General features: G+C 62.2%; 20 protein-coding genes. 10 read left to right on the top strand and 10 right to left on the bottom strand.

Annotated features, from left to right (window positions below; all coding sequences use genetic code 11):
• The first annotated feature begins 194 nt into the window (after positions 1–194).
• A complete protein-coding gene (locus GWE18_RS17030) occupies positions 195–2,009 on the top strand; it encodes a carbamoyltransferase C-terminal domain-containing protein (protein WP_275186855.1) in 1,815 nt (604 codons plus the stop codon).
• Positions 2,010–2,040: 31 nt separating this feature from the next.
• Here GWE18_RS17030 and GWE18_RS17025 read toward each other — a convergent pair whose 3' ends face one another.
• Entirely contained in the window at positions 2,041–3,186 is a 1,146-nt protein-coding gene (locus GWE18_RS17025; protein ID WP_275186854.1) for an OpgC domain-containing protein, read from the bottom strand.
• Between the two features lie 230 nt (positions 3,187–3,416).
• Here GWE18_RS17025 and GWE18_RS17020 point away from each other — a divergent pair, with 230 nt between their 5' ends.
• On the top strand, positions 3,417–3,722 hold the full coding sequence (locus GWE18_RS17020; protein WP_275186853.1) for an ETC complex I subunit: 306 nt from the start codon (positions 3,417–3,419) through the stop codon (positions 3,720–3,722).
• A gap of 53 nt (positions 3,723–3,775) precedes the next feature.
• Here the strand turns inward: GWE18_RS17020 and GWE18_RS17015 are convergent, their stop codons facing one another.
• Positions 3,776–4,273: an Lrp/AsnC family transcriptional regulator gene (locus GWE18_RS17015; protein ID WP_275186852.1), complete on the bottom strand. Its 498-nt coding sequence runs from the start codon at positions 4,271–4,273 to the stop codon at positions 3,776–3,778.
• An 18-nt stretch (positions 4,274–4,291) separates the two neighbouring features.
• Positions 4,292–4,960, bottom strand: a complete 669-nt coding sequence (locus GWE18_RS17010) for a TetR/AcrR family transcriptional regulator (RefSeq protein WP_275186851.1) — start codon at positions 4,958–4,960, stop codon at positions 4,292–4,294.
• A gap of 184 nt (positions 4,961–5,144) precedes the next feature.
• Here GWE18_RS17010 and GWE18_RS17005 point away from each other — a divergent pair, with 184 nt between their 5' ends.
• The 4 genes from GWE18_RS17005 (at position 5,145) to GWE18_RS16990 (ending at position 10,953) form a co-directional block, all read left to right on the top strand.
• Positions 5,145–6,317, top strand: a complete 1,173-nt coding sequence (locus tag GWE18_RS17005; protein WP_275186850.1) for an isovaleryl-CoA dehydrogenase — start codon at positions 5,145–5,147, stop codon at positions 6,315–6,317.
• A gap of 114 nt (positions 6,318–6,431) precedes the next feature.
• Positions 6,432–8,036: a carboxyl transferase domain-containing protein gene (locus GWE18_RS17000; RefSeq protein WP_275186849.1), complete on the top strand. Its 1,605-nt coding sequence runs from the start codon at positions 6,432–6,434 to the stop codon at positions 8,034–8,036.
• Between the two features lie 2 nt (positions 8,037–8,038).
• The gene (locus tag GWE18_RS16995) at positions 8,039–10,045 is read left to right on the top strand and encodes an acetyl/propionyl/methylcrotonyl-CoA carboxylase subunit alpha (protein WP_275186848.1); all 2,007 of its coding nucleotides are present in this window, start codon (positions 8,039–8,041) and stop codon (positions 10,043–10,045) included.
• A complete protein-coding gene (locus GWE18_RS16990) occupies positions 10,045–10,953 on the top strand; it encodes a hydroxymethylglutaryl-CoA lyase (protein WP_275186847.1) in 909 nt (302 codons plus the stop codon). The genes GWE18_RS16995 and GWE18_RS16990 overlap by 1 nt, the downstream gene beginning before the upstream one ends.
• Before the next feature lie 5 nt (positions 10,954–10,958).
• On the opposite strand, the gene GWE18_RS16985 is transcribed toward GWE18_RS16990, so the two are convergent.
• The 4 genes from GWE18_RS16985 to GWE18_RS16970 all read right to left on the bottom strand — a co-directional run bounded on the left by GWE18_RS16985 (position 10,959) and on the right by GWE18_RS16970 (position 14,862).
• Complete coding sequence (locus GWE18_RS16985; RefSeq protein ID WP_275186846.1) at positions 10,959–11,885, bottom strand: dihydrodipicolinate synthase family protein; 927 nt, start codon at positions 11,883–11,885, stop codon at positions 10,959–10,961.
• 76 nt (positions 11,886–11,961) lie between these two features.
• Positions 11,962–12,945 (bottom strand): TRAP transporter substrate-binding protein, encoded by a 984-nt coding sequence (locus GWE18_RS16980; RefSeq protein ID WP_275186845.1) that lies wholly within the window; start codon positions 12,943–12,945, stop codon positions 11,962–11,964.
• Between the two features lie 28 nt (positions 12,946–12,973).
• The gene (locus GWE18_RS16975) at positions 12,974–14,239 is read right to left on the bottom strand and encodes a TRAP transporter large permease (RefSeq protein ID WP_275186844.1); all 1,266 of its coding nucleotides are present in this window, start codon (positions 14,237–14,239) and stop codon (positions 12,974–12,976) included.
• Positions 14,239–14,862 carry a TRAP transporter small permease gene (locus tag GWE18_RS16970; RefSeq protein ID WP_275187003.1) on the bottom strand — a complete coding sequence of 208 codons (624 nt, stop codon included), beginning with the start codon at positions 14,860–14,862 and terminating at the stop codon, positions 14,239–14,241. Before GWE18_RS16970 ends, GWE18_RS16975 begins: the two co-directional genes overlap by 1 nt.
• A gap of 183 nt (positions 14,863–15,045) precedes the next feature.
• Here GWE18_RS16970 and GWE18_RS16965 point away from each other — a divergent pair, with 183 nt between their 5' ends.
• Positions 15,046–15,714 (top strand): GntR family transcriptional regulator, encoded by a 669-nt coding sequence (locus GWE18_RS16965; protein WP_275186843.1) that lies wholly within the window; start codon positions 15,046–15,048, stop codon positions 15,712–15,714.
• Between the two features lie 91 nt (positions 15,715–15,805).
• On the opposite strand, the gene dctP is transcribed toward GWE18_RS16965, so the two are convergent.
• Positions 15,806–16,828, bottom strand: a complete 1,023-nt coding sequence (gene dctP / locus GWE18_RS16960; RefSeq protein WP_275186842.1) for a TRAP transporter substrate-binding protein DctP — start codon at positions 16,826–16,828, stop codon at positions 15,806–15,808.
• A gap of 293 nt (positions 16,829–17,121) precedes the next feature.
• Between dctP and GWE18_RS16955 the strand changes: the two genes are divergently transcribed.
• The gene (locus tag GWE18_RS16955) at positions 17,122–17,358 is read left to right on the top strand and encodes a pentapeptide MXKDX repeat protein (RefSeq protein WP_275186841.1); all 237 of its coding nucleotides are present in this window, start codon (positions 17,122–17,124) and stop codon (positions 17,356–17,358) included.
• A gap of 149 nt (positions 17,359–17,507) precedes the next feature.
• Here the strand turns inward: GWE18_RS16955 and GWE18_RS16950 are convergent, their stop codons facing one another.
• Together GWE18_RS16950 and GWE18_RS16945 are read right to left on the bottom strand one after the other, a co-directional pair.
• Positions 17,508–17,861 carry a DUF6481 family protein gene (locus GWE18_RS16950; RefSeq protein WP_275186840.1) on the bottom strand — a complete coding sequence of 118 codons (354 nt, stop codon included), beginning with the start codon at positions 17,859–17,861 and terminating at the stop codon, positions 17,508–17,510.
• A 343-nt stretch (positions 17,862–18,204) separates the two neighbouring features.
• Positions 18,205–18,417: a hypothetical protein gene (locus GWE18_RS16945; RefSeq protein WP_275186839.1), complete on the bottom strand. Its 213-nt coding sequence runs from the start codon at positions 18,415–18,417 to the stop codon at positions 18,205–18,207.
• A gap of 197 nt (positions 18,418–18,614) precedes the next feature.
• On the opposite strand from GWE18_RS16945, the gene GWE18_RS16940 reads away from it, so the two are divergent.
• A complete protein-coding gene (locus tag GWE18_RS16940; RefSeq protein WP_156438386.1) occupies positions 18,615–18,860 on the top strand; it encodes a hypothetical protein in 246 nt (81 codons plus the stop codon).
• Positions 18,861–18,903: 43 nt separating this feature from the next.
• Positions 18,904–19,206 (top strand): hypothetical protein, encoded by a 303-nt coding sequence (locus tag GWE18_RS16935; protein ID WP_275186838.1) that lies wholly within the window; start codon positions 18,904–18,906, stop codon positions 19,204–19,206.
• Positions 19,207–20,206 lie beyond the last annotated feature (1,000 nt).

Genomic DNA, 20,206 nt, shown 5'->3' with positions numbered 1-20,206 from the left:
TAAGGTCAAGTTTACAGCCGGTCTATCGATGGTTCTTGCATCGAGCTGTTCATCTTTCTGAATGCTGGATGAACACTAGGGTTGTGCACTGCAGAACTTCGAGCTGGAAAAATTCAACGAGGCCACGCCGGCAACTTGATATCGACATGATCTCCATTTTTCAGCGCTAGACGATCCTCTCCTGACGAGTAACCATGCCCAAAAAACACACTTATGTCCTTGGCCTGAACACCTATGACCACGATGTGAGCGCCTGCCTGTTGCGCGACGGTGCCATCGCATTTGCGATCGCCAAGGAGCGGATCACTCGGGCCAAGCACGCATCGGGATTCTACAAGGAAGTGATCGATTATTGCCTCGAAGCCGAAGGCATAACGCTCGACGACGTCGATCTTGTGGTGCGCAATTGCTACATCCTGCCGGTCCCGGAAATGGAGGAGCGGCTGGTCTATTTCGACGCGCCGGGTTTTCTGCCGGATTTCGAACGCGGCGACGCCGCCAAGCACCCGCTGTATCTGTCGCGTCAGGAAAAGGTAGTCACGATCTCCCACCATCTTGCGCACGCCTACAGCGCGTTCGCGGTGTCGCCGTTCGAGGATGGCGTCGTGATGATCGTCGATGGCGTCGGCAGCTACCGCTCCGACGTCATGGAAGCCTTTCCCGCCAGCGATACAGCGACGCCGCTGGCACGTGAGTCCGAGAGCTACTACAAGTTCAGCGGCACGACGCTGGAGTGCCTCAAAAAGGTCTGGATGGAGCCCGACCGCGGCTTCCTCAGCGATGAATTCTACAACATGCCCGGTCTCGGTGCGCTCTACAGCCGCGCCTCGACCTACATTTTCGGCGACTGGAATAAATGCGGCGAGCTGATGGGGCTGGCGCCCTATGGCCGCCGTGACCAGTTCAAGCATCTGCTCGAACTGAACGACGGCAAGCTGCACGTGCCGCACTGGAACGCTACCGACTTCAAGCAACCTTATGTGTTCGACGCCGGCAGCAACTGGGAAAAGAACCCCGCGATGCGGCACTGGGAAGATCTCGCCTGGCGCACGCAAGATGACACCGAAAACGTGCTGCTTGCCCGCGCCCGGTGGCTGCGCGAAGCCACTGGCGCGAAGAACCTCTGTATGGCCGGCGGCGTCGTACTGAATTGCGTGGCGAACGGCCGGGTGGCCCGCGAAGCCGGATTCGAGAACGTCTGGATTCAGCCGGCGGCCGGCGATGACGGCATCGCGATCGGTTGCGCCTATTATGGCTGGCTCGAAATCCTGAAGCAGCGGCGTGGCTTCGTCATGGATCATTCCTATGTCGGCAGGGCCTACAGCGATCAGGAGGCCGCCGCCCAACTGCAGAAATTCCTCGTCCGTATCCAGGTCGATGCCGTCAAGAGCGAGAATGTCTGCCGCGACACGGCAAAGCTGCTTGCTGATCAAAAGGTCATCGGCTGGTTTCAGGACCGCTCGGAGTTTGGACCTCGCGCGCTCGGCAACCGCAGCCTGCTGGCCGACCCGCGCAAGCCCGAGATGAAGGATATCCTCAACAGCCGCGTCAAGCACCGCCAGGCGTTCCGGCCGTTCGCGCCGATCGTGCTGGCCGAGCGCATGAAGGAAATTTTTGAAGGCGAAGAGGATTCGCCCTTCATGCTGATCGCCAAGCCGGTTCGCCCCGAATGGCGGGGCAAGATTCCGGCGATCGTGCATGTCGACGGCACCGCGCGCGTGCAGACCGTGCGCGAAGAAACCAATCCAATGCTCTATCGCTTGCTGAAGGAGTTCGAGGCGCTGACCGGCGTTCCCGTGCTGATCAACACCTCATTCAACATCAAGGGCGAGCCCATCGTGGAAGCGCCGCAGGATGCCGTGAACTGCTTTCTGACTACGGGCGTCGATCATCTGGTGATCCACGACACGATCGTGTCGAAGAACGCGATGCACAAGGTGGTGGCGCCGCTGGTCAATATCTACACCGACGTGCGGACACTGGTGGCGTCGACCGCCCAGCCGGCCTGAACCCGCCTGCCGGAGACCGGCCGAGAGCCGTTCAGGCGGCCTTCGGCGCCGCCGGTTTCAGCGGCTTGTCCTGCCGCTTTGACCAGGAAATGTAGTAGGCGACGACTGTCATGATCGCGATGCCGGTCACGCTAACGAGGATCTGCACGAGCAGCGAGCCTGAGCTCATCGATAGTTGGAAATGCCCGACAAAGGACAGGAACACGCCGACGCAGAAAACCGCGAGTGATTGCTGGCCGCAGACGATCAGCGGATCGAAAATCCTCCATTCCAGTCCGGGCCATTCCTTCGGCACGAAGCGGATAACGAGGATCACGATCGCCACAAAGTGCAGGAAGCGGTAGGGCGCGAGGTTGGTTTTGTCGTTCGGGTTGAACATCGAATAGAGCCACTGCGGGAACATTTCGCCGAAAGTCGGAAAGCGGCCCGCCATCGTCATGATGAGAGAGAAGATCAGATAGCCGATGCACAGATACAGCGTGATCGGCGCGTTGATGATCGCAAGGTTTTTGCGGGCGCCGCCGAGCGCGCACCATGCGCCGAATACGAACAGGACCTGCCAGGCGAACGGATTGAAGTACCAGGTTCCGACCGGGTAAGCGGGCAGGTTCCAGCCGGTCTGCCGCGACACCAGCCACAGCGCGATCGCGGCCAGCATGGTCCAGTTTGGCTGGCGCAGCATGATCCAGAGAACCGGCGGGAACAGACCCATCAGCACGATGTAGAGCGGCAGCACGTCGAGATTGACCGGCTTGAACTTCAGGAACAGTCCCTGCCGCAGGGTTTCGGTGGCGTTATCGATCAGGCCGACCACATTGAAGTCGTTGACCAGTTGGGAATCGCCGAAGCGCAGGGCGAGATAGCTGATCGAGGCGATATAGATCACGAACAGGATGATGTGGGCCACATAGAGCTGCCAGACCCGCTTGGTCAGCCGCGTAGCGCCGACGATGAAGCCGCGTTCCAGCATCATCCGGGCATAGACGAAGGAAGCAGTATAGCCGGAAATGAAAACGAAGAGGTCGGCGGCGTCGCTAAACCCGTAATTGCGGGTGGTGATCCAGTTCACGACGTTGTCGGGGATGTGGTCGAGGTAGATCGCCCAGTTTGCGACCCCGCGAAACAGGTCGAGCCGGAGGTCGCGTCCTTTGTCGGGCAGGGTGGCGTTGATTTTCATGGGTGCCGCTTCGAGGTGATGCGTTCGGGAAGATCGCGCCAAAAGACGGGGTCCCGGGCGCCGGATAGCCCTAGATTGTCACAGTACGGCATAATGACTATACCAGTACGGAAATGGTACATCCGGTTCTGGAATCACCGATCAAATTTCCTGAGAGGTGTCTCTATACTATCCCGGCCGTTTCCACCAAACGCTACCATGTCGCATATCGCTTGAGGATCCAACCATCCATGACCGCACGCATTTTTAAGCCTGCCAAAAACGCGATGCAATCGGGCAGGGCCATGACCCGGGAATGGCAGCTCGATTACGAGCCCGAGCAGCCTCGGGCCGTCGAGCCGCTGATGGGATGGACCTCTTCCGGCGATATGAAGCAGCAGCTCACCCTGCACTTCGACACCAAGGAAGACGCGATCGCCTATTGCGAGCGCAAGGGTATTGCCTACCAGGTGATCGAGCCCAAGGATCCGTTGCGCCGGCCGGCCGCTTACGCCGACAATTTCGCTTTCAAGCGCGTCGAACCCTGGACTCACTAAGAGCCGGACCGGCGTTGTTCCGGCCGCCCGACTCGGGGAGTTGCGGGCGAGGCCTACTGCGCGGGGTCAGATGCTGCCGGATGGTGAGGTATCGGCAGCGGCGCATCCTTCGCGACGCCAAGCACCGGGAAGGTCCTGATGTTGCGGACCTCGGGCATCGCTGAAAACTGCAGAAGCTGCTGGTGCATGCCCTCGACGTTTCGCGCGACGCATTTGAGCAGATAGTCGGCGTCACCGGAAATCCGCCAGCTCTGCTGAATGAGCGGTATCGCCGCAACCGATTTCTCGAATTCCTGCAACGTCGCCTGGGCCTGGCTTTGCAACTGGATCAACACGTAGGAAATGACCTCGTAACCGAGCAGCTTCTCGTCGAGCGTGGCGCGGATGGCGCTGACGTAGCCGCGGTCGCGTAAGGTGCGAACGCGCCGCCGGCATGGAGGCTCCGAGAGGCCGACCCTATCCGCCAGTTCGTTGTTGCGGATGCGTCCATCCTTCTGCAACTCGGACAGTATCTTCAGGTCGATTTCGTCCAGGGGGTGACGTTCCGTCATAGGCTCCTCTTGGGCACCTTATCGGCGCTCCGGCTCGGCGCTCGTTGCGGCGCTCCGGGAGAGGGGACGTTTGGACTGCGCCTGGTTCGGCGTTGTGCCCGGCGCAACGCTCGACAGCACCAGCTTCTCGTGGGCGGCGACGATCGCCTCCTTGGTCAGCCGCCCGCCGGGCCGATACCAGGTGGTGAGGCCGGTCAACAACGCCAGTATCGCAAAGGTCGCGACCTGGACATCGACCACCTCGAACTCGCCTTCGGCGACGCCCTGGCTGAGGATTTCCGCTAGCCGCCGCTCATAGGCGCCGCGCAACGCCACGATCTCTTCGTAGTTCTTCGGCTCCAGGCTCCGCAGCTCGGAATTGGCGATGAAGACCTCGCGCTTCCTGGTCATGTGGTAGCTGACGTGGAAGGCTGTGAAGGCGCGGAGCTTGTCGGCCGGTCGCTCCTTCCCCTGCAGGGCGCGATCGAGCTGGCGCAGCAACTCGTTGATGTGGTCCCGTATCAGGTCGAACAGCAATTCCTGCTTGGTGCTGATGTGGTTATAGAGCGAGCCCGACTGGATGCCGACCTCCGCCGCGAGCTGGCGCAGGCTCATGGCGGCGTAGCCGTGCTCGAAGATCAGGCGCAGCCCGGCTTTCCGGATCGCCTCCATTGTTTTCGGGCCGTGAGAACCGATCGTCCGTGCCATGGAGTCTCTGGGAGTGAAGGCGGCTCGCATCCCCCGGTAAACGAGCAAGCGATCGTATAATAATGACATGAAATAATAGTTATTTCAATGGCCTGTATGCTTCTTTTGAGGTCTGTACAGTTCCGCTTGCGAGGATAGTAAAAAAACGTATGATCGTTTAATTCGAAGAACCAAGGGTGGAATGATGGCCTCGAACAGGGCGCTGCTTCTAAACTTCGATCTCGGCGAGACCGCGGACGCGATTCGCGAGACGGTGCATGCGTTTTCGAGAGACGAAATTGCGCCGCGCGCCGCCGAAATCGACCGCAGCAATCAATTCCCCCGCGACCTCTGGCCCAGAATCGGATCGCTCGGCCTGCACGGCATCACCGTGGAGGAGGAATATGGCGGCGCCGGCCTCGGCTATCTCGAGCACTGTATCGCGCTGGAAGAAATATCGCGGGCGTCGGCCGCGGTCGGCCTGTCCTACGGCGCGCATTCCAACCTCTGCGTCAACCAGATCCGCCGCAACGGCAACGAGGCGCAGAAGCGCAAATACCTGCCAAAGCTGATCTCGGGCGAGCATGTCGGCTCGCTGGCAATGTCGGAGCCCGGTGCCGGCTCTGACGTGGTGTCGATGAAGACCCGCGCCGACAAAAAGGGCGACCGTTTTGTGCTGAACGGCAACAAGATGTGGATCACCAACGGCCCCGTCGCCGATACGCTGGTGGTCTACGCCAAGACCGATCCCAACGCCGGCCCGCGCGGCATGACCGCCTTCATCATCGAAAAGGGCATGAAGGGATTTTCCACCGCGCAGAAGCTGGACAAGCTCGGCATGCGCGGCTCCGACACCTGTGAGCTGCTGTTTGAGGATTGCGAGGTGCCCGAGGAGAACGTGCTCAGCGAGGTCGGCCGCGGCGTCAACGTGCTGATGAGCGGCCTCGATTACGAGCGCGCGGTGCTGGCGGCCGGCCCGATCGGCATCATGCAGGCCTGCATGGACGTGGTGCTGCCTTATGTGCACGAGCGCAAGCAGTTCGGCGAGCCGATCGGCACCTTCCAATTGGTGCAGGGCAAGATCGCCGACATGTACACCACGATGAACGCCTCGCGGGCCTATGTCTACGCGGTGGCAAAGGCCTGCGACCGCGGCGAGACCACGCGCGAGGACGCCGCCGGCGCGATCCTCTATGCCGCGGAGAAGGCCACGCAATGCGCGCTCGACGCCATCCAGCTCCTCGGCGGCAACGGCTACATCAACGACTACCCGACCGGGCGGCTGCTGCGCGACGCCAAGCTCTACGAGATCGGCGCCGGCACCAGCGAAATCCGCCGCATGCTGATCGGGCGGGAACTGTTCGAAAAGACCGCTTAAGCTTCACATTGAGGCAGAGATGATACAGGCTGTCGCACTCTCTTCGAACGTGCTGTCCCGACCGTCCTGAAGCCATCCCAACGGCCCTCCAGCAGCCAAAAGAAAACGCCGACCATGCCGCTTCACTCCACGATTGATCCCACATCCTCAGAATTTGCCCGCAACGCGGACGTGATGCGCGGCCTGGTGGCCGAACTGCGCGAGAAGCTGAAGGTGGTCTCCGGCGGCGGCGGTGAGACGTCGCGCAAACGGCATACCTCGCGCGGCAAGATGCTGGCGCGCGAGCGCGTTGACCTGCTGGTCGATCCCGGCACCGCCTTTCTCGAATTGTCGCCGCTCGCCGCCAATGGCCTCTATGGCGGTGACGTCCATTCCGCCAGCGTCATTACCGGGGTGGGACGTATTTCGGGGCGCGAATGCATCATCGTCGCCAACGACGCCACCATCAAGGGCGGCACCTACTACCCGATGACCGTGAAGAAGCATCTGCGCGCACAGGATATCGCGCGGCAGAACAATCTGCCCTGCGTCTACATGGTCGATTCCGGCGGTGCCTTCCTGCCGATGCAGGAGGAAATCTTTCCCGACGAGCGGCATTTCGGCCGCATCTTCTACAACCAGGCGCAGATGTCCTCGCAGGGCATTCCCCAGATCGCTATCGTGATGGGCTCCTGCACCGCCGGCGGCGCCTATGTGCCTGCAATGTCGGACGAGAGTATCATCGTGCGCAACCAGGGCACGATATTCCTCGGCGGCCCGCCGCTGGTGAAGGCCGCGACCGGCGAGGTGGTGACGGCGGAAGAGCTGGGCGGCGCCGACGTGCATTCCCGCCACTCAGGCGTCACCGATCACTACGCGCAGAACGACGCCCATGCGATCGGGATCGCCCGGCGCATTGTCGCCACGCTGAAGCAGCCGACTCGCGCTGCGCTGAACATGCGCGAGCCGCGGGAGCCGCTGTTCCCCGCGGAGGAAATCTACGGCGTGGTCTCCGCCGACGGCCGCAAGCCGTTCGACGTCCACGACATCATCGCGCGGATCGTCGACGGCTCCGAATTCGACGAATTCAAGAAGCTCTACGGCACGACGCTGATCTGCGGCTTTGCTCATATCTGGGGCTATCCGGTTGGCATCATCGCCAACAACGGCATCCTGTTCAGCGAGAGTTCGCTGAAGGGCGCGCACTTCATCGAACTGTGCTGCCAGCGCAATATCCCGCTGGTGTTCCTGCAGAACATCACCGGCTTCATGGTCGGCAAGAAATACGAAGCCGGCGGCATCGCGCGTGACGGCGCCAAGCTGGTGACGGCGGTCGCAACCGCCGGCGTGCCGAAATTCACGGTCGTGATCGGCGGCTCCTACGGAGCCGGCAATTATGGCATGTGCGGGCGCTCCTATAGTCCGCGCTTTCTCTGGCTGTGGCCAAATGCCCGCATCTCGGTGATGGGCGGCGAGCAGGCTTCGATGGTGCTGAGCCAGGTCCGCCGCGACAATATCGAGGCCAAGGGCGAGACCTGGTCGGCGGAAGAGGAAGAAAAATTCCGCGCGCCGATCCGCGCGCAGTACGAGAGCCAGGGCAATCCCTATTACGCTACCGCGCGGCTGTGGGACGACGGCGTGATCGATCCCGCCGATACTAGGCTGGTGCTCGGTCTTGGATTGTCGGCGGCGGCGAATGCGCCGATCGAACCCACCAAATTCGGCCTGTTCAGGATGTGATGATGGACCGCTCGAAACTCTACCGGCGTTTTCGCACGCTCCTGATCGCCAACCGCGGCGAGATCGCCTGCCGCGTGATCCGCTCCGCCCGCGCCATGGGGCTGCGTACCGTTGCCGTCTATTCCGAAGCCGACCGCGACGCCATGCATGTCGCGATGGCCGACGAGGCCGTGCTGCTGGGACCTGCGCGGGCGCGCGACAGCTATCTCAGCATCGAACGCGTGATCGACGCCGCGCGCCTGACCGGCGCCGAGGCCGTCCATCCCGGCTACGGTTTCCTGTCTGAAAATGCCGAATTCGCGCAGGCCTGTCTGAATGCCGGGTTGGTGTTCGTTGGCCCGACCGCGGAGATGATGACTGCGATGGGCTCGAAGTCCGGCTCAAAGGCGCTGATGGAAAAGGCCGGCGTGCCGCTGGTGCCCGGCTATCACGGCGAGGCCCAGGACGAGGCGACGCTGGCGAAGGCTACTGATGCGATCGGCTTCCCGGTGCTGGTGAAGGCCTCCGCCGGCGGCGGCGGGCGCGGCATGCGCGTGGTGAATTCCGCCGCCGAGCTTGCGGCGGCGATCGTCAGCGCCAAGCGGGAGGCCAAGGCGGCGTTCGGCGACGACCGCATGCTGATCGAGAAATACGTCCAGAATCCCCGGCATATCGAGGTGCAGATCATCGGCGACAGCCACGGTAATCTGCTCTCGCTCTGGGAGCGCGAATGCACGCTGCAGCGGCGGCACCAGAAGGTGATCGAGGAGGCTCCGTCGCCGACGCTCAACGCCACACAACGCGAGACGGTATGTGAGGCGGCGCGCAAGGCGGCTGGTGCGGTGAACTATGTCGGCGCCGGCACCATCGAGTTTGTCTCCGACGGCAAGGAGGTGTTCTTCATCGAGATGAATACCCGCCTGCAGGTCGAGCATCCCGTGACCGAGCTGATCACCGGCGTCGATCTCGTCGAATGGCAATTGCGGGTCGCGTTCGGCGAAAAGCTGCCGCTGGCGCAGGACGAGATCAAGCTGAACGGCCACGCCATCGAGGCGCGGGTTTATGCCGAAAATCCGCAGAACAACTTTATGCCTTCGGTCGGCCGGATCAGGACCTGGCGCACGCCGGACGCCGTCGACGGCCTGCGGATCGATGCCGGCTATCGCGATGGCGATGCGGTGTCGCCGTATTACGACGCCATGCTGGCAAAAGTGATTGCGTGGGCGCCGACCCGCCAGGCCGCCATCGAGCGGCTCAACCGCGGGCTGGAAGAGACTGATGTCAGGGGCATCGTCACCAACATCCCGTTCCTGTCGGCGCTGGTGACGCACCCGCAGGTGCGCGCCAATACCATCGACACCGGCTTCATCGAGCGCGAGTTGAAGAAGCTGACGGACTCGACGGGGACGGCAGGAGATCTCGAGCTTTGTGCCGCGGCAGCGGCAATCATTGTCGATGAGCAGAACGCTGCGCGCACGGAAGCACATTCGCCCTGGCAGACGTTTGGCTGGATGCCAGTCGGCCAGCGCAAGCGGGTGTTCTCGTTCCGTCAGGGGCAGGGCGCCGAACACAAGGTGGCGCTGCACTATGGTAATGGTCCGTCGAAGCTGACCATCGGCAAGCACGAGTTCGTTTTCGCGACGTCGCCCGCGGAAGAAGGCAGCTTCGATCTGACAATCGAGGGCATGAAGTCGCGCGTTGTGGCTGTCATCGAGGGCCATGAGCTTTACCTGCGCACCCGCAACGGTCGCTTCGACCTGCACTGGGTCGATCCGTTCGGCGGCGAGACCGAGGAGTTGGTCGGCGAGGACAAGATTGTGGCGCCGCTGCCGGGGACCGTGGTGGCGCTGCTGGCCGAGGAAGGCGCGACGCTGGAGAAGGGCGCGGCGATCCTGACGCTGGAAGTCATGAAGATGGAGCAGACCCTGCGTGCGCCGTTTGCGGGCGTGTTGAAGAAAATCAGGTGCAAGGTCGGCGATATCGTCGGCGAAGGCGTCGAGCTCGCCGAAATCGAACCGGCGGTGGCGTGATGAGCGACAGCGTTCACATTGTCGAGGTCGGCCCGCGCGACGGGCTGCAGAACGAGAAAATCCCGATCAGCGTCGCCGACCGGATCGCGTTTATTGAGGCGTTGATCGGCGCCGGGCTCAAGGCGGTGGAGGTCGGCGCGTTCGTATCGCCCAAGGCGATCCCGCAGATGGTCGGATCGGCCGAGGTGCTGCGCGGCGTCAGCCATCATACGAATTGCGAACTTCCGGTACTGGTGCCGAACGAGAAGGGCTACGAGGCTTCGCAGGCCGCCGGCGCCAAACTTATCGCGGTATTCGCTGCAGCGTCGGAAAGTTTTTCGCGCGCCAATATCAACTGCTCGATTGCTGATTCGATCGAGCGCTTCAAGCCGGTGCTCGCCCGCGCCAGGGCGGACGGCGTCCGGGTGCGCGGCTACATTTCCACCGTGCTCGGCTGTCCCTATGAGGGCGAGATCAAGCCGCAGGCGGTGGTCGATGTCGCAAAGGTGTTGTGGGATCTCGGCTGTTACGAAATCTCGCTCGGCGACACCATCGGCGTCGGCACGCCCTTGAAGGCGCGGCAGCTATTGCGCGCGGTCGCCGGCCATGTGCCGATGGCCAATCTGGCGATGCATTTCCACGATACTTATGGCCAGGCGCTCGCCAACCTCTACGCCGGGATGGAAGAAGGCTGCCGCGTGATCGATTCCGCCGCCGGTGGTCTCGGCGGCTGCCCCTACGCCCCCGGCGCGACGGGAAACGTCGCAACCGAGGACGTGGTCTATATGCTCGAAGGCATGGGCATCGCGACCGGCGTCGACATGGCAAAGCTAGTGGCGGCAACCAATGTCGTCAGTGGGCTGATCGGCCGCCCGTCCGTCAGCCGCGTCGCGGCGGCGCTGAACGCGAAGGCGCGGGCAGCCAAGTAGGCCGCCTACGCGGCCTTAAGGCCGACATTCGGCAGCACCGGCCGGTTCTTCAGTGCTTTCGCCATCATCGCCTCGACCTCGGCCCTCTCGTGCGGCAGCAGCGCAAGCCGCGGCGGGCGGGTCAGCGCGGTGCCGCGGCCCATGATGTGCTCGCAGAGCTTGATGCACTGGACGAGGTCGGGGCGGGCATCGAGGTGCAATAGCGGCATGAACCATTCGTAGAGCGGCATGGCCTCGGTATAGCGTCCCGCCTTGGCGAGGCGGAACAGCGTCTCGCCTTCGCGCGGGAAGGCGTTCGACATGCCGGACACCCAACCCACCGCGCCCATCGCCACGCTCTCGACAATGACGTCGTCAAGGCCGGCGAACAGCACAAAGCGGTCGCCGACCATGTTGCGGGTGTCGATGAAGCGCCGTGTGTCGCCGGAAGAATCCTTGAAGCAGACGACCGTCTCGACGTCGGCGAGGGTGGCGAGAATGTCCGGCGTCACGTCGTTCTTGTAGATCGGCGGGTTGTTGTAGAGCATGACAGGCAGGTCGGTCGCCGTGGCGACCGCGCGGAAATGTGCGGCGGTCTCATGCGGCTTGGAGGAATAGACCAGCGCCGGCATCACCATCACGCCGTCGATGCCAACACGTGCTGCTTCTTTGGCGGTTTCGACCGCAAACGCCGTGGTGAATTCTGCAATGCCGCACAGCACGGGCACGCGGCCGGCCGCGACGGATTTCGCGGTTTCCATGATCGCGACCTTCTCCTTGCGCTCCAGCGAAGTGTTCTCGCCGACGGAACCGCAAACGATCAGTCCGGAAACGCCGTCGCGGATCAGGCCGTCCATGACTTTCGCAGTCGCATCGATATTGAGCGACAGGTCGTCATTGAATTGCGTGGTGACGGCCGGGAAGACGCCTTCCCAGGAAATGCGTGGGCTCATTTGTTTAGCTCCATTGGAATTGTTCCGGCGGACTGATGAATCCGCCGGGCTTTGGCTTGAAAACGATGGGATGGGATCAGAGCGTCGCGCCGACTTTGCGCAACTCGGCAAGGACCGGGGCCTTGGGCAGCCAGACCTTGTCGAATTCGGCAATGACCGCTTCGGTATCCCCGGCCGGGACCTGTCGGATCGGGATCGGCGCGTTCTTGAAGTTCTCGATCAGCTTGGGCTCATTGCCCGCCAATTCATCGATCTGCGTATCGAGCGTCGATTTGACGGTCTTGGTTATCAGCTCGCGATCGGCCGCAGGCAACGATTGCCAGACGCGGCCCGAGACGACCGCTGCCATCGGCATGAAGACGGCGTTCATCTGCAGGATGACTTTTGAAACTTTGTCGAAGCGCTGATTCCAGGAGAATTCCAGATCCGCCTCGAGGCCGTCGACCTGGCCGTTCGCCATGGCGTCGAACACCTGCGGTGTCGGGATGGGCGTCGGTGCCGCGCCCAGCGACGAATAGAAGTCGCGATAGACCGGCGTCGGGTTGATGCGCAGCTTCATGCCCTTGATATCGGTGAGGCCAGTCAAATCCTTCGCCGAGAAAATGGCGCGCATGCCGGTGATGCCCCAGCCAAGGCCAATCGTGCCGGTTTCCTGCGGCAGCACCTCGAACAGCTTGATTGCCGCGGGATGGCGCACGAACTTCGCGACTGACGGTGTCGAGCGGACGATGTAGGGCGCATTGATCGCTGCGATATGCGGCACGCGCGAGCCGAGCTCGGCCGCCTGAATGAAGCCCATGTCGAGCGCGCCGGACTGCAATTGCTGCATCATCGCCGGCTCGTTGCCGAGCTGGCCGGAATGAAACACCGTCATGGTCAGGCGGCTGTTGGTGGCGGCCTTGAGATCTTCGCCGAGCTTCAGCGCCGCCTTGTTCCAGGAATGACCGTTGGGCGTGATCAGGCCGAGGCGGAATTCCTTGGCTTGCGCCAGCGCCAACGACGGCGCGAACAGCGGCACGGCCGCGCTGGCGGCAAGGAAGCGGCGACGTGAAATAGGCATGGCAAGGCTCCTGAGCGTTTTTGCGGGTTTACTTGATGAGGGCGAGGGAAAGCGACGGGTAGAGCGAGAGCAGCACCAGAAGGATGCAGGAGATGCCGAACAGCGGCAGCGTCACCATGAACATCTTTCCGGGCTTGGCGCCGGTGACGGCTGCCGCAACGAAGAAGCAGAGGCCAACCGGAGGTGACAGCAATCCGAGCACCAGGTTGATCACCACGACGACGCCGAACTGGCGCGGATCGATGTGATAGATGTCGGTCGCGACCGGCAGCAGGATCGGCACCGTCATGATCAGGCCGGGAATGCCGTCGATGACAGTGCCGATCACCAGCAGGATCGCGTTGCAGATGAGCATGAAGCTGACCGGATCCCTGGCGACCGACTGAATCCAGCGGGCGGTTTCCTGCGGCACCTTGCCGAAGATCAGCACCCAGGAGAATACGGCCGCGGCGGCAACCAGGAACAGCACGATGGCCGCGTAGATGCCGGCGCGCAGCATCATCTGCGGCAGTTGCGAAAACTCGAACTCCTTGGTCCAGTATTTTCCGACCAGGGCCGCCGCCACCGCGCCGACGGCCGCGGACTCGGTGGCGTTGGCCAGCCCGCCGAGGATGCTGCCGACGATCACGATGGGGATCAGCAGAGTTGGCGATGTCCGCAGGATCGTCGCCACCCGCTGCCGCGGCGTCTGATAGTCGGCCTTGGGGTAATTGTAGACGTATCCCATCAGCGCGATGACGATGCAGAACATCGCGGTCAGGATCACGCCCGGCACGATGCCGGCAATCAGCATGTCGCTGACTGATACCTGCGCCAGTACGCTGTAGACGACGAACATCACCGATGGCGGAATGATCGGCCCGAGCATGCCGCCATACGCGGTCAGGCCTGCGGCAAAGGTCTTGTCGTAGCCCTTCTTCTCCATCTCCGGCACCATGATCTGCGCCATGATCGCGACCTGCGCGGTCGCCGAGCCCAGGATGGAGGAGATGAACATGTTGGCGAGGATATTGACGTAGGCCAGCCCACCCTTCAGCGAGCCGACAAAGGCCATCGCCATGTCGACGATGCGCCGCGTAATGCCACCGCCATTCATGATCTCGCCGATCAGGATGAAGAGCGGGATAGCGATGAGGCCGTAGCTGTCGACGCCGCCGAAGAGTTGCAGCGGGTAGGACTGGAACAGGATCGGATTGCCCGACGCGATGATGTAGACGAAGCCTGCCAGGCAGAGACAAAGGCCGATCGGCACCCCGACCAGCATGACGGCGATGAACGCTGCCGAGGTGATCACTAGTTGACCCCGTCGAGTTCGGAGAGCTGAAAGCCCTTCGGCGGCGTCCGCGGGACCAGTTCGAGGTCCTCAAGCAGGTTTGCGAGGCCATGGACGGTCATCGACACCGCGAAGATCGGCAGCGTCAGATAGACGACCCAGGTCGGCCAGTTCAGCGTTTGGGTGCGCTCGGTGTAGAGGAAGTTGAATGTTTCGGCGGCGAGCTTGCGCGCGTCGAAGCCGGCGCGGGCGAGGCCAATCGGATCCATCCAGAGGAAGCAGGTGATGATCAGGGCCATGCCGAACACGACGACCATGGCCGTCGCGATCACCTTCGCGATCTTCTGATGTCGCGCCGAGAGCCGCTCCGTCATCATCGTGACCGCAAAATCGAGCCGCAGCCGCGTCATGGCGGAGGCGCCGATGAAAGTCAGCCAGACCACGCAATAGACGGCCGATTCATCGATCCAATAGATCGGGAAGTGCGAGTAGCGGGTGACGACGTTCACCAGGATCAGCGCCGTCAGCAGATACATCAAGGACATCAAGGCGATGCGCTCGAAAGCGAGCAGGCGACTCGAAGCCCTGACAACGATCCGCCGGGCGCTGAACGCTGGCGCGTCCGCAATCGTCTGCTCGACCATAAAGAGCTCCGCTGCCATGAGATTTATCGTGCCAATCAGAATTGTATAATTTATACATTTTTGTCAAATAGAGATTGCGGGGACCCTTCATCAGCTTTTGCTGCGTCGGGACTACGTCAACATGCGAAAAGTGGGCCGCTTCGGATCGGGATCGGAAGGCTGGCGATGACGACGGAAGATGAAATGAAAGGTCCTCTGAAACACCGGACATTGTCGGCCGCGATCGTCGACCAGCTCCGTCAGTCCATTCTCGACGGGACTTATCCGGCCGGCTCTCAGTTGCGGCAGGATGCTCTGGGCGAGGCCTACGGCGTGAGTCGCATTCCAGTCCGCGAAGCGCTGTTTCAGCTCGAAGCCGAGGGGCTGGTGCGCATCGTGCCGCAGAAAGGCGCGATCGTTTCGGAGCTTTCGCTGGACGAAATCAATGATGTGTTCGATCTCCGCCGGATCATGGAGCCGCGGCTGCTGGCGCAGTCCGCGCCGCATTTTGTGGCAGAAGACTTTGCCGGGCTGGACCACATCCAGAAGCGCTTCGAGAAGGCGATCAAGGCGCGCAACATCAGCGAGTGGGGGCAGCTCAATGCCGACTTCCATATGGCGCTGTACGCACACGCGCGCCGGCCGCGCACCAAGGCGATCGTCGTGGCGTTGCTGCAGACCAGCGACCGCTACACGCGTCTGCAACTCTCCAACACCAAGGCGATGGGGAAGGCCGAAAAGGAGCACGCCCACCTGATCGAGCTGTGCCGGGCGCAGGAGATCGACAAGGCTTGCCACTTTTTGGAGCAGCACATCGAGGCGGTGAGGGCAGATCTGTTGCGCGTCGTCGGCGGCTCGATCGGGCTTCGTTGAAGCATGAATTGTAGGGTGGGTCGAGCGGAAGCGAAATCCACCAATGCGATGGGTTTCGCTTCGCTCTACCCATCCTACGGAAGCCTCACCTTCATGCGGCGACGTCGCTGGCGAGCTTCAGCAGATTGGCCGACATCGGCGTCTTGGCGCTGTAATCCTTCCACGCCGTGTCGCGCGCAATATCCCGCCACTTGCTGACGGTGGCCACATCAAGCTTGCTGATCTGGGCGCCGGCCTTCTCATAGACCTTGGCGACTTCGATATCGTCGTCCTGCGCGCCCTTGCGGCCGAACGCTTCCAGTTCGCTGCCGACCGAAAGGATGATGTCCTGCTGGTGCTTGGGCAATTTGTCGAAGATCGCCTTCGACATCATCAATGGCTCCAGCATGAACCAGTAGGAGGCGCCGGCACCCGAGGTCAGCGACTTCGCGACTTCGTCGAGGTGGAACGAGATCAGGCTGGTGGAGGAGGTGATGCCGGCGTCGCAGGCGCCGGTCTGCATCGCGGCGTAGAGTTCGTTCGATGGCACCGACAGCACGGCGGCGCCCGCGGTCTGCAGCACCATGTCCATTTCGCGCGAGCCGCCGCGCACCTTCAGGCCCTTGGCGTCTTCGGGGGCGACGATCGGCTTGGAGCGGCTGGCAACGCCGCCGGCCTGCCAGATCCATGTCAAAAGGATGATGCCCTTGTCGGCAAGGAAATCGGTCAGCGCCTTGCCGACCGGTTCCTTCTTCCAGCGCAGGCCCTGGTCGTAGGTCGCAACCAGGCCGGGCATCAGGCCGATATTGGTCTCCGGCAATTCGCCGCCGGCATAGGGCATCGGATAAAGGCTGATATCGAGCGCGCCTTTGCGCATTGCCGAGAACTGCGCGATCGTCTTGACCAGCGAGGAGTTCGGATGGACTTCGGCCGCGATCTCGCCGCCAGAGCGCTTGGCGACTTCGGCGGCGAACGTGCGGCACAGCCGGTCGCGGAAGTCGCCTTTGTCGATAGTGCCGTCCGGGAACTGGTGCGAGATCTTCAGTGTCGTGGCGGCATGGGCAGTACCGGTGCCGAAACGAAGGATGGCGGGCGCAGCAATCGCGGATGCGATGACATGGCGGCGTGTGAGCATGGTTATCCCCTGCAAATTGGTCTTGGGCCGGCGATCCAGCTCCAGACCAAAGCCTGATACGGCTGCGACGTACACCCCGGAACAGCCCCGATCGCAGGCGACTCCATCAATAATGCGTCCGACCTGGGCACTCGCGGAGCGCTACCTGCCATCACTTAGCCCGCTTCAACTAACCGTGACAGCGGCTGAACCTTGGGGCGTGGCCAGTAACAAAACCGGTCGCGGCATCGTCGTCTGAGGAAGCGGCAGACGTCGCTTTCGAGAAACAATCTAACCCAAAGGACGACCATCCCATGACCACCACGACCCGTATCGGCCTCGGCCTTTCTGCCGCACTCGTTTCGCTCGGCCTTGCCTTCGCGCCAGCCGCCTTCGCTCAGGACAAGATGGGCAAGGACGACGGCATGAAGAAGGAGTCCATGTCCAAGGACGCGATGAAGAAAGATGACGGCATGGCGAAGAAGGAAGGCATGAAGCACGATGGCATGATGAAGGACGGAATGAAGAAGGACGGAATGAAGAAGAATTAAACGCGCCGTCATTCCGGGGCGATGCGAAGCATCGAACCCGGAATCTCGAGATTCCGGGTCTGGTGCTAACGCACCATCCCGGAATGACTAGATGCGAGCGCGGGCGGGCCTGCATGCCTCGGCGGCGAAGGATCGCAGGAGCCGTTTTTCTACTTCTTCTTGCCTTTGCCCTTGCGTGCGGCGTAACGCGCGTCGCGCTTGGCCTTCTGCTCGGCCTCCAGCGCCGCCTGCCTGGCGGCCTCTTCTTCCTTCTCGCGCGCGATCCTGGCGGCTTCCGCGGCCGCGGCCTCGGCCTCGCGACGCCTCTGCTCGGCCTTTTCGGCTTCCTTTGCCTCTCTTGCCTTGGCGCGGGCGGCGGCCTGGGCTTCGCGCTCGGCCTGACGGCGCTTCACCTCGGGATCGTCGGGTCCCGGCTTGGCGCGAAACTTGTTCAGGATGTTCTGGCGCGCCTGCATCGCGGCCTTCTGGCGGTCCGCGAAGTTCGGTTCCTTGAATCCACTCATAAAGGGGGCCTTGTCGCTTTCACTCTTGGGGTTGGACGCGCCACATGCGCGGAATGGGGCCTAGGTAAGTGAACCCGGGGCAAAATGCCAGCGTCGAAATGGGCCAGGTAGAGCAGGGGAGGCTTGCGTGAACAGCAAATGGCCCAAACTGATGCTGATGAGCGGGATTACGTCGGGCTGGCTGCTCTAGCAGATGGCAACGGCAACCGAAGCCCCCGGCCGGGCGCTGGCGATCCTGCAATATGGCCTTCTCGCCGGTGCGCTGATTCCCCTGATCGGCCAGCTGGTGATGCTCGCTTCAGAAAAGTGACCGCACTTCCGGAGCGTTTTTCCAGCGAAAAGGCTAGTTCTCGCGACGCCCGCGGGGACCAAGAACGCGCGCGACCGTCATGGCCGTCATCGCCACCCGATCCGCTGTCCGCTGCGCCTCCAGCCTGTCGCGGGCTTTCTCCCTGATCATGATCTCGATCAGCTCGAGCCGCTTGGTCTCGTCGATCGCTTCCGCCAGCAATTGCTTGTACCTGATGTAGTCGTAGCCTGTTTCCTGCTTATCCATCGCACGCCCCGCACACGCGCTCACCCGAACGCGCAGTGTCGATCAGGGGTTGTGACCACGCAACGGATTTACGTGAGTTATACCCATTTCTGCATCCATCGGGCTCGCGCACAAACCCGTGTAGTGTGAACCTGTTCACAGGGGCCGTGGCGGGTCGTTCCTATTCTCCGGGCTTCCAAAACAGGAGCGACCGCGCCATGCCACATAATTGGTGGACCCGCAAAATCGTTCTCGCCGTCACCGTCGTCGCGCTGGCCTGCGCCGTCGGTTTTGCCACGTTCGGGCTGTCCACGCCGGAGCCGGTTCTGAGCGCAGCCCTTGGTCCGGACTGGCAGTGCAGCCGGCTGGCCTTCGTCTTCACGACCTGCAGCCGGGTCAAGCACTCCCAGTCCAGGCCCGTCCGCGTCGCCAAAATCCCGGTGTGCGGAGGGCTGCGGACATAATAGGATCTGGCCGAAACAAAGTTGGCCGGAACTGGAGCTTCGCATGCAAAAACTGTCTCGTCTTGTGGTGGCCGCGTCGGCGGCGGCTGTCGTATTCCTGCTGGCCGGCGTCGCGCTGGCGCAAGGCGAGCCGAACGGCGGGACCGCTCCGGCAACGTCGTCCACTGCCGCGCCGGAAGCTGCGGCTCCTGAGAAGGAGAAGGCAGCACCGAAGAAAAAGAAACCGGTCAAGATGACCCGGCAGCAGGAGATCGACCGTTCGATCGACCGCGGCACGGTACCCGCGCGTTACCGGGGCTCGGTGCCGAAGGAGTATCACCAGTATATTCCGTTCGATAAGCGGTAGGGCGCGCCGGATAGCTGCTCGCGTCATGTTTGGCGAACGCGGGGTATCCGGTTCGCCGCTACCTGACCAGGTCATTGCAATGACAGTCGGGCAGAGTTTTGCGCTCTAGCGCGCGGGATACACGCAAGGAATATGCACACGCGCATCTCACCGTACTCGTACGGATTGGCCGCGCAGGTAACGACGATCTATAACGCCTTCGCTTGCAGCGGGGGGCAGGGTGTTCGTTCATCACGACGAGCGCTACCACTGGAGGCCACGAGGCCCGGACTCCTAGGCACTCCGGGCCTCGTCTACTCCTGATCGCAGCGGCCGAGCCGCTTATCCCGTTCAGCCGCTTCATCGGCACGATTACATCGGAAAGAGCGGAACGCGGTGCGCGCTCATTGGCGCGCGTGCCGGCGGTCAAATCGATCCGAGAAATGGCCAGATGATCAGCAGCACGACGATCGCGAGCATGGCGTAGACGATCTTGCGGCCGATCCTGCTCATCGCACTGTTGCCTTCGGCGGCGCGCGCCTGAGAGCACCCGCTCCCGCTTGTCCGGCCCTAACCCAGCAGCCGGTAGATGATACTGGTCGATGCGCCGGCCAGACAGAACGCCAGCGCCATGCACACCAGCACCTCGTCGCGATCGAGTTCAGGTGGTGGCGGGCTCAACGGATCCTTGCTCTCGGCCGTTTCCATTCATGTGACAGGGAAAACATGTCGAGGGCGCTCAGTTCCTTGCTCCGCGGGATTTCGGTTGCGCCTTTCGGTTCTCTGGAAGCCCGGATGGCCAAAGCCAGAAATTCGATCTGGTTATAAAATCGTTATGATTCAACGCTTTTTTAAATTCTCTTTAAGTCATAAATGAGTTCCTGCTGAGGCCGCACCGCCGCGCGGCCCGAATAGCCGGGCGCCGCCCCTTCACTTACCCCAGGGGAGACGCGCGCTCGGCTATTATGGGCAACGTCGATGACGGGGACAAAGCCCGCTCTCGCCGGCAGGGATTATGGCG

Origin of the sequence: Bradyrhizobium sp. CSA112 (assembly GCF_029051645.1) — a bacterium.
In the GTDB taxonomy this organism is placed as follows: Bacteria; Pseudomonadota; Alphaproteobacteria; order Rhizobiales; family Xanthobacteraceae; genus Bradyrhizobium.
The sequence above is the reverse complement of the archived record's forward strand: the minus strand, read 5'-3'. Positions and strand labels throughout refer to the sequence as shown.

Bases quoted from the DNA above. Each gene is read 5' to 3' on its own strand.
- GWE18_RS16995 (WP_275186848.1), top strand. From the start codon at position 8,039: ATGGACCGCTCGAAACTCTACCGGCGTTTTCGCACGCTCCTGATCGCC.
- GWE18_RS16990 (WP_275186847.1), top strand. From the start codon at position 10,045: ATGAGCGACAGCGTTCACATTGTCGAGGTCGGCCCGCGCGACGGGCTG.
- GWE18_RS16965 (WP_275186843.1), top strand. From the start codon at position 15,046: ATGAAAGGTCCTCTGAAACACCGGACATTGTCGGCCGCGATCGTCGAC.
- GWE18_RS17010 (WP_275186851.1), bottom strand. From the start codon at position 4,960: ATGGCACGGACGATCGGTTCTCACGGCCCGAAAACAATGGAGGCGATC.
- GWE18_RS17005 (WP_275186850.1), top strand. From the start codon at position 5,145: ATGGCCTCGAACAGGGCGCTGCTTCTAAACTTCGATCTCGGCGAGACC.
- GWE18_RS16985 (WP_275186846.1), bottom strand. From the start codon at position 11,885: ATGAGCCCACGCATTTCCTGGGAAGGCGTCTTCCCGGCCGTCACCACG.
- GWE18_RS16950 (WP_275186840.1), bottom strand. From the start codon at position 17,861: ATGAGTGGATTCAAGGAACCGAACTTCGCGGACCGCCAGAAGGCCGCG.
- dctP (WP_275186842.1), bottom strand. From the start codon at position 16,828: ATGCTCACACGCCGCCATGTCATCGCATCCGCGATTGCTGCGCCCGCC.
- GWE18_RS16945 (WP_275186839.1), bottom strand. From the start codon at position 18,417: ATGGATAAGCAGGAAACAGGCTACGACTACATCAGGTACAAGCAATTG.
- GWE18_RS16970 (WP_275187003.1), bottom strand. From the start codon at position 14,862: ATGGTCGAGCAGACGATTGCGGACGCGCCAGCGTTCAGCGCCCGGCGG.
- GWE18_RS17000 (WP_275186849.1), top strand. From the start codon at position 6,432: ATGCCGCTTCACTCCACGATTGATCCCACATCCTCAGAATTTGCCCGC.
- GWE18_RS17015 (WP_275186852.1), bottom strand. From the start codon at position 4,273: ATGACGGAACGTCACCCCCTGGACGAAATCGACCTGAAGATACTGTCC.
- GWE18_RS16940 (WP_156438386.1), top strand. From the start codon at position 18,615: ATGCCACATAATTGGTGGACCCGCAAAATCGTTCTCGCCGTCACCGTC.
- GWE18_RS16980 (WP_275186845.1), bottom strand. From the start codon at position 12,945: ATGCCTATTTCACGTCGCCGCTTCCTTGCCGCCAGCGCGGCCGTGCCG.
- GWE18_RS16935 (WP_275186838.1), top strand. From the start codon at position 18,904: ATGCAAAAACTGTCTCGTCTTGTGGTGGCCGCGTCGGCGGCGGCTGTC.
- GWE18_RS17020 (WP_275186853.1), top strand. From the start codon at position 3,417: ATGACCGCACGCATTTTTAAGCCTGCCAAAAACGCGATGCAATCGGGC.
- GWE18_RS16955 (WP_275186841.1), top strand. From the start codon at position 17,122: ATGACCACCACGACCCGTATCGGCCTCGGCCTTTCTGCCGCACTCGTT.
- GWE18_RS17030 (WP_275186855.1), top strand. From the start codon at position 195: ATGCCCAAAAAACACACTTATGTCCTTGGCCTGAACACCTATGACCAC.
- GWE18_RS17025 (WP_275186854.1), bottom strand. From the start codon at position 3,186: ATGAAAATCAACGCCACCCTGCCCGACAAAGGACGCGACCTCCGGCTC.